The 6,139-nt window shown below is 33.7% G+C and carries 5 protein-coding genes and 1 pseudogene; 4 read left to right on the top strand and 2 right to left on the bottom strand.

Annotated elements, in window-relative coordinates; all coding sequences use genetic code 11:
* The 4 genes and pseudogenes from QZ824_RS03180 to QZ824_RS03165 form a co-directional block, all read left to right on the top strand.
* A pseudogene (locus tag QZ824_RS03180) lies at positions 1 to 295 on the top strand (hypothetical protein); the annotation flags it as partial.
* A 47-nt stretch (positions 296 to 342) separates the two neighbouring features.
* On the top strand, positions 343 to 2,676 hold the full coding sequence (locus QZ824_RS03175; RefSeq protein WP_291274584.1) for an ATP-dependent helicase: 2,334 nt from the start codon (positions 343 to 345) through the stop codon (positions 2,674 to 2,676).
* 37 nt (positions 2,677 to 2,713) lie between these two features.
* On the top strand, positions 2,714 to 3,172 hold the full coding sequence (locus QZ824_RS03170) for a hypothetical protein (RefSeq protein ID WP_291274583.1): 459 nt from the start codon (positions 2,714 to 2,716) through the stop codon (positions 3,170 to 3,172).
* 22 nt (positions 3,173 to 3,194) lie between these two features.
* On the top strand, positions 3,195 to 3,815 hold the full coding sequence (locus QZ824_RS03165) for an L-threonylcarbamoyladenylate synthase (protein WP_291274582.1): 621 nt from the start codon (positions 3,195 to 3,197) through the stop codon (positions 3,813 to 3,815).
* A gap of 65 nt (positions 3,816 to 3,880) precedes the next feature.
* Here QZ824_RS03165 and QZ824_RS03160 read toward each other — a convergent pair whose 3' ends face one another.
* Entirely contained in the window at positions 3,881 to 4,813 is a 933-nt protein-coding gene (locus QZ824_RS03160) for a LysR substrate-binding domain-containing protein (RefSeq protein ID WP_291274581.1), read from the bottom strand.
* 168 nt (positions 4,814 to 4,981) lie between these two features.
* Positions 4,982 to 6,055 (bottom strand): peptide chain release factor 1, encoded by a 1,074-nt coding sequence (gene prfA / locus QZ824_RS03155; RefSeq protein WP_291274580.1) that lies wholly within the window; start codon positions 6,053 to 6,055, stop codon positions 4,982 to 4,984.
* Positions 6,056 to 6,139: the final 84 nt, after the last annotated feature.

The following is a 6,139-nucleotide window of genomic DNA, read 5'->3' as shown; positions in this document are numbered from 1 at the left end:
AGAAAATGGGTTTTATTTTTTATTATCATCAAAAGAAGAAATCGGATTTAAGGCTCAAAATAAGAAAGGAATTAAAAAAGATATTGAAATAACCAATTATTTAATCACAACAGAGCACAGTAAAAAATTAGTTCCATACGATCCTGTTGATGTATTTAAAGATAAATCTTTGATTAATAAAAAAGATAAAATTATTACTGATTATTGGGAAGAGAACTCAGGTTTAGTTTTAACCACCGAGGAGAAAAAAATTATACAAGAAATTAATCAATCCCAACTAAAAAATATAGATTAAACCTCCCTTTTATGTATTTTTGCATTACTTGATGAAAAAGAAAATTTATGCAGCATTACATTGATCAATTAAATGAAGCACAACGCGCACCTGTTTTACAAAAAGACGGTGCCATGATTGTAATTGCCGGAGCTGGTTCTGGTAAAACTAGGGTGTTAACCATGCGTATTGCTTATTTAATGCATCAAGGCGTAGATGCGTTTAATATTTTGGCCTTAACATTTACAAACAAGGCGGCTCGTGAAATGAAAAATCGTATTGCGAGTATTGTAGGAAATAATGAAGCCAAAAATCTATGGATGGGAACTTTCCATTCTGTTTTTGCAAAAATACTTCGTATTGAATCTGAGAAATTGGGATATCCTTCTAATTTTACTATTTACGATACACAAGACTCAGTTCGATTAATTGGTCAAATCATTAAAGAAATGCAGTTGGATAAGGATGTGTATAAACCCAAGCAGGTATTGGGGCGCATCTCACAATATAAAAACTCACTCATAACAGTAAGAGCCTATTTCAATAATCCTGAATTACAAGAGGCAGATGCTATGAGTAAGAAACCGCGAATGGGTGAAATTTACCAGAATTACGTGGAGCGTTGTTTTAAATCGGGTGCCATGGATTTTGATGATTTATTGTTGAAAACCAATGAATTATTGAATCGATTTCCCGATGTGTTGGCCAAATACCAAGACCGTTTTCGTTACATCTTAGTGGATGAGTACCAAGATACCAACCATTCGCAATATTTGATTGTTAAAGCATTGTCTGATCGTTTCCAAAATATTTGTGTAGTAGGAGATGATGCGCAAAGTATCTATGCATTCCGTGGTGCCAATATCAACAATATTTTAAATTTCCAAAAGGATTATGATGGTGTAAAAATGTTTCGTTTGGAGCAAAATTACCGTTCTTCTCGAAATATTGTGGAAGCGGCCAATAATGTTATTGATAAAAATAAAACAAAATTAGATAAAGTCGTTTGGACCGATAATGAAGACGGTCCGCCTATAAAAGTCCATCGTAGTTTGACAGATAGTGAAGAAGGTCGTTTTGTAGCGTCTACTATTTTTGAACAAAAGATGCAAAAACAATTGCCTAATAACCATTTTGCAGTTTTGTATCGAACCAATGCACAGTCGCGTTCAATAGAGGATGCCTTGCGTAAGCGCGATATTCCCTATAGAATTTATGGTGGTTTGTCGTTCTATCAACGTAAAGAAATCAAGGATGTATTGGCGTACTTGCGATTGGTTATTAATCCGAAAGATGAAGAGGCTTTAGTACGTGTTATCAATTATCCAGCCCGAGGAATTGGAGATACCACAGTTGAGAAATTAACGGTGGCCGCCAATCATTATAAACGTTCAATTTTTGAAGTGATGCAACACATCGATAAAATTGATTTAAAATTAAATTCGGGAACCAAACAAAAATTGCAAGATTTTGTTACGATGATTCAAAGTTTTCAAGTAATCAATGAAAATCAAGATGCATTTTATTTAACCGATCATGTAACCAAGAAAACCGGTTTGGTTCAAGAATTAAAAAAAGATGGTACTCCTGAAGGCATTGCACGAATTGAAAATATTGAAGAGTTATTAAACGGTATCAAAGATTTTACAGAAGGCCAAAAAGAAGTTGATGGGGCACGTGGTTCATTAGCCGAATTTTTGGAAGATGTCGCTTTAGCTACCGATTTAGATAATGATACGGGTGATGATGATCGCGTGGCTTTAATGACGATCCACTTAGCAAAAGGATTAGAATTTCCGCACGTGTTCATTGTAGGATTAGAGGAAGATTTATTTCCGAGTGCTATGAGTTTGAATACCCGAAGTGAGTTAGAAGAAGAACGCCGTTTGTTTTATGTGGCCTTAACGCGTGCCGAACATCAAGCGTATTTGACCTATGCACAATCGCGTTACCGTTGGGGTAAATTGGTTGACAGTGAACCCTCACGATTTATTGAAGAAATAGACGATCGTTATTTAGATTTTCTAAATCCGATGGATACGAATTATCGATACAAACCCATGATGGATATTGATATTTTTGGCGATGTAGATAAATCGAAATTGCGTTTAAATAAACCGGTTGCAGGAACACCGCCCGCATATATAACCAGTCAGGAACCTATTTCAACAGCTAATATTAGAAGATTGAAGCCAATTAATTCCAGCAGTTCTTCTTCAAAAAGTAATTCGGTGGATAACCATTTAAAAATTGGTAATATTGTTATGCACGAACGCTTTGGTAAAGGTGAAATTGTAAATTTAGAAGGTGTGGGTGCCGATAAAAAAGCAGAAATTCGATTTGATGTGGGCGGTTTAAAGAAATTGTTGTTGCGTTTTGCAAAGCTAGATGTGATTGGGTAAATTAAAATTCTAAAAAAGTAAAATTAAATAAAAAGTAATGAAAAAAATAAAATTTGTCATGCCTGTAGTGTTGTTTTTAGCATTATTCTTAATAAATTCATGTGGATTAAAGCCAATGCAATCTTCAAAAAAGTATATCCAATTAGATAATGTTGATATTTCAGATTTAGGAAATGGAAAAGTTTTATTTCATAATTCCGGTTATTATTGCCCAGTTGCTACATGTGGTTGGGCAACAAAAATGAATATCGTGGCTAATAATATTAATTTAGGTCAAATAAATTATGGAGAATATTTTATAGTAGATTTAGCGTTAGGTGATTATGAGATTCAAACGATATATAAGGATGTTTTTAAATTTAAACCAAAGCACAAGGTTAAAATTGATAGTGATACAAAAGTTATTTCAGTTTCTGTTAATAGTTTTTCAAAAAAATTGAAAGTGACAAATGTTTTGCCTCATGATATTAATAGTTTAAATCAACTTTCAAATTAACAAGATAAGAAAGATTTTAAATATGGCTGAATTTATAAAAATATACGAAGACAAACCCAATGAAGCGGCTATTAAAAAAGTAGTTGAGGTATTGCGTAACGGAGGTTTAGTCATTTATCCTACCGATACGGTTTACGGGATTGGTTGTGATATTACCAATTCTCGTGCATTAGAACGATTGGCTAAATTAAAAGATATCAAATTAGAGAAAGCGAATTTTTCATTCGTTTGTTCCAGTTTAAGTAATTTATCAGATTACGTGCGACAAATTGATACGTCGACATTTAAAATTTTAAAGCGAGCCTTGCCTGGTCCATACACGTTTATTCTTCCTGGGAATAATGACTTACCAAAAGAATTCAGAAAGAAAAAAACGGTGGGTATTCGTGTACCTGATAATCTAATAGCCCGACAAATAGTAGAAGTACTTGGCAACCCTATTGTGTCATCTTCGATTCATGATGAAGATGAGGTGATTGAATATTCAACGGATCCAGAATTGATCTTCGAAAAATGGCAAAGTAAAGTCGATTTAGTGATTGATGGCGGTTATGGCGAGAATGTTCCTTCAACGATTATCGATTTAACTGGGTATGAACCCATAGTTGTTAGAGAAGGGAAGGGAGACGTGGATATATTCTAGACGCAGTATTCAGTTTTAAGTATACAATTGCTTATCATTACTGAACACTGCGACTGATAATTAACTTATTTCGGGCTAATAATTTCTACATTACTAAATGCAATGGCACCTCTTACAACACCTTGGATTGTACTTCTCAGTGCCTCGATAATATGAATTTTTAATTCATTTTTTGGAAATAGTAAACTTACTTCTCTTGCGGGTTTAGGATCTACAAAGGGCTTTAGTTTAGCCTTGCTTTTCTCACTTAAATCCATTGTGTGTAAATAAGGAAGTAAGGTAGTACCTAGCCCTTCATCTGATAATTTGATTAATGTTTCAAAACTTCCACTTTCTAAATGAAAATGATGGTCTTTATTTAATTGTGATGCTTTACATAAATTCAAAATACTATTTCTAAAACAATGTCCGTCTTGCAATAACAATATTTTCTCCACATCTAAATCACTGACTTCAATTTCTTTTTTACCAATGTTCTGACTGCTTTCTGGTACATAGGCCACAAAAGGTTCGTAGTATAAAACTATTTCCTTCAATTTTTCTTCATCTAATGGTGTAGCTGCAATGGCACAATCTAAATGTCCGTTTTTTAGTTTATTGATGATTTCATTTGTGGTTAACTCTTCAATAATCACATTTACTTTTGGATATTTCTTTATGAAATTATTTAAAAACATGGGTAGAAGAGTAGGCATGATAGTTGGGATAATTCCTATCCTAAAATCACCACCAATGAATCCTTTTTGCTGATCTACTATATCTTTGATTCGGTTAGCTTCATTTACAATGTTTTTTGCTTGTACCACAATTTTTTCCCCTACGTCAGTTAAACCAATGGGTTTTTTGGTACGATCAAATATCTGAATGTCCAATTCTTCTTCTAACTTTTGAATTTGCATACTCAATGTAGGTTGAGTTACAAAGCATTTTTCAGCAGCTAAGGTGAAATTTTTATGTTCGGCTACGGCTAATACATAGTACAATTGTGTAATCGTCATGGTATCATTATTTTTGATAAAGATATTAAAAAGTATTTATTCAATCTATTCTACAATGTTAAAAAAGTATCAAAATGACGTCTCAATATTGTAAGTCGCTAAAAAAAGCCTCGTTTTCACGAGGCTCTATTCTATTTAAATAAAGAAGGCTACTTAATATGTTGTATATTAATAAACTTCACTCTCTTTTAATTTTTCAGTATTGGCAACTAATTGTAATTCATCAATGAATTTTTGAATTTTTCCATTCATCACGCCATCCATATCAAAAATATCCATTCCTATACGGTGATCGGTTACACGACCTTGCGGATAGTTATAGGTTCTAATTTTTGCAGAACGGTCACCAGAACTTACCTGAGAATTACGTTTTTTTGCATCTTCCTCTTGTTTTTTGGCTAATTCCATTTCATATAAACGCGAACGTAAAACAGTTAAGGCTTTGTCTTTGTTTTTGTGTTGGGATTTTTCATCCTGACATTGAGCAACTAATCCTGTAGGGATGTGTGTCATACGCACGGCCGATTTAGTTGTATTAACCGATTGCCCTCCAGGTCCTGATGAACAGAAAAAATCAACACGTACATCGTTCATATCAATTTGAACATCAAATTCTTCCGCTTCTGGTAAAACCATAACTGTAGCAGCAGATGTATGCACTCTACCTTGGGTCTCCGTTTGTGGCACACGTTGTACACGATGAACACCAGCTTCAAATTTTAATGCACCATACACATCTTCACCAGTCACTTCAAAAATAATTTCTTTATATCCACCCGCAGTACCTTCATTTAAATCTACTACAGAAGTGCGCCATCCTCTGCTTTCGCAATAACGCGTATACATTTTGAATAAATCCCCTGCAAAGATTGAAGCTTCATCTCCACCTGTACCTGCACGGATTTCAACCATTACATTTTTCGCGTCTTCTGGATCTTTTGGAATCAACATAAACTTAATTTCTTCTTCCAATTGTGGTAAACGCTCTTGTGCTTCGTCTAATTGCATTTTAGCCATTTCTACCATTTCAGCATCTGATCCATCTGCAATAATTTCTTTTGCTTCTTGGATATTTCCTACCACATTAATATACTCTTCGCGTTTTTCAACTAACGCTTTTAAGTCTTTATATTCCTTATTTAATTGCACATAACGTTTTTGATCGGCAATTACATCAGGTTGAATAATCAAATCCGATACTTCATCAAAACGCTGTTTTACATATTGTAATCTCTCTAACATAAGATTTTATTTTGGAGTGCAAAGATAATTCATTTAGTTGATTTTTTCAAGTTAAGCAATAGGTTTGTTACAGTACTAAATTAG

It is taken from the genome of Flavobacterium sp. (genome assembly GCF_021151785.1).
Lineage (GTDB): Bacteria > Bacteroidota > Bacteroidia > Flavobacteriales > Flavobacteriaceae > Flavobacterium.
Note: the sequence above shows the minus strand (reverse complement) of the source record. Positions and strands in the feature narration are given on the sequence as shown.

Coding starts and splice junctions, on each gene's coding strand:
- QZ824_RS03175 (WP_291274584.1), top strand. CDS start 343: ATGCAGCATTACATTGATCAATTAAATGAAGCACAACGCGCACCTGTT.
- QZ824_RS03170 (WP_291274583.1), top strand. CDS start 2,714: ATGAAAAAAATAAAATTTGTCATGCCTGTAGTGTTGTTTTTAGCATTA.
- QZ824_RS03165 (WP_291274582.1), top strand. CDS start 3,195: ATGGCTGAATTTATAAAAATATACGAAGACAAACCCAATGAAGCGGCT.
- QZ824_RS03160 (WP_291274581.1), bottom strand. CDS start 4,813: ATGACGATTACACAATTGTACTATGTATTAGCCGTAGCCGAACATAAA.
- prfA (WP_291274580.1), bottom strand. CDS start 6,055: ATGTTAGAGAGATTACAATATGTAAAACAGCGTTTTGATGAAGTATCG.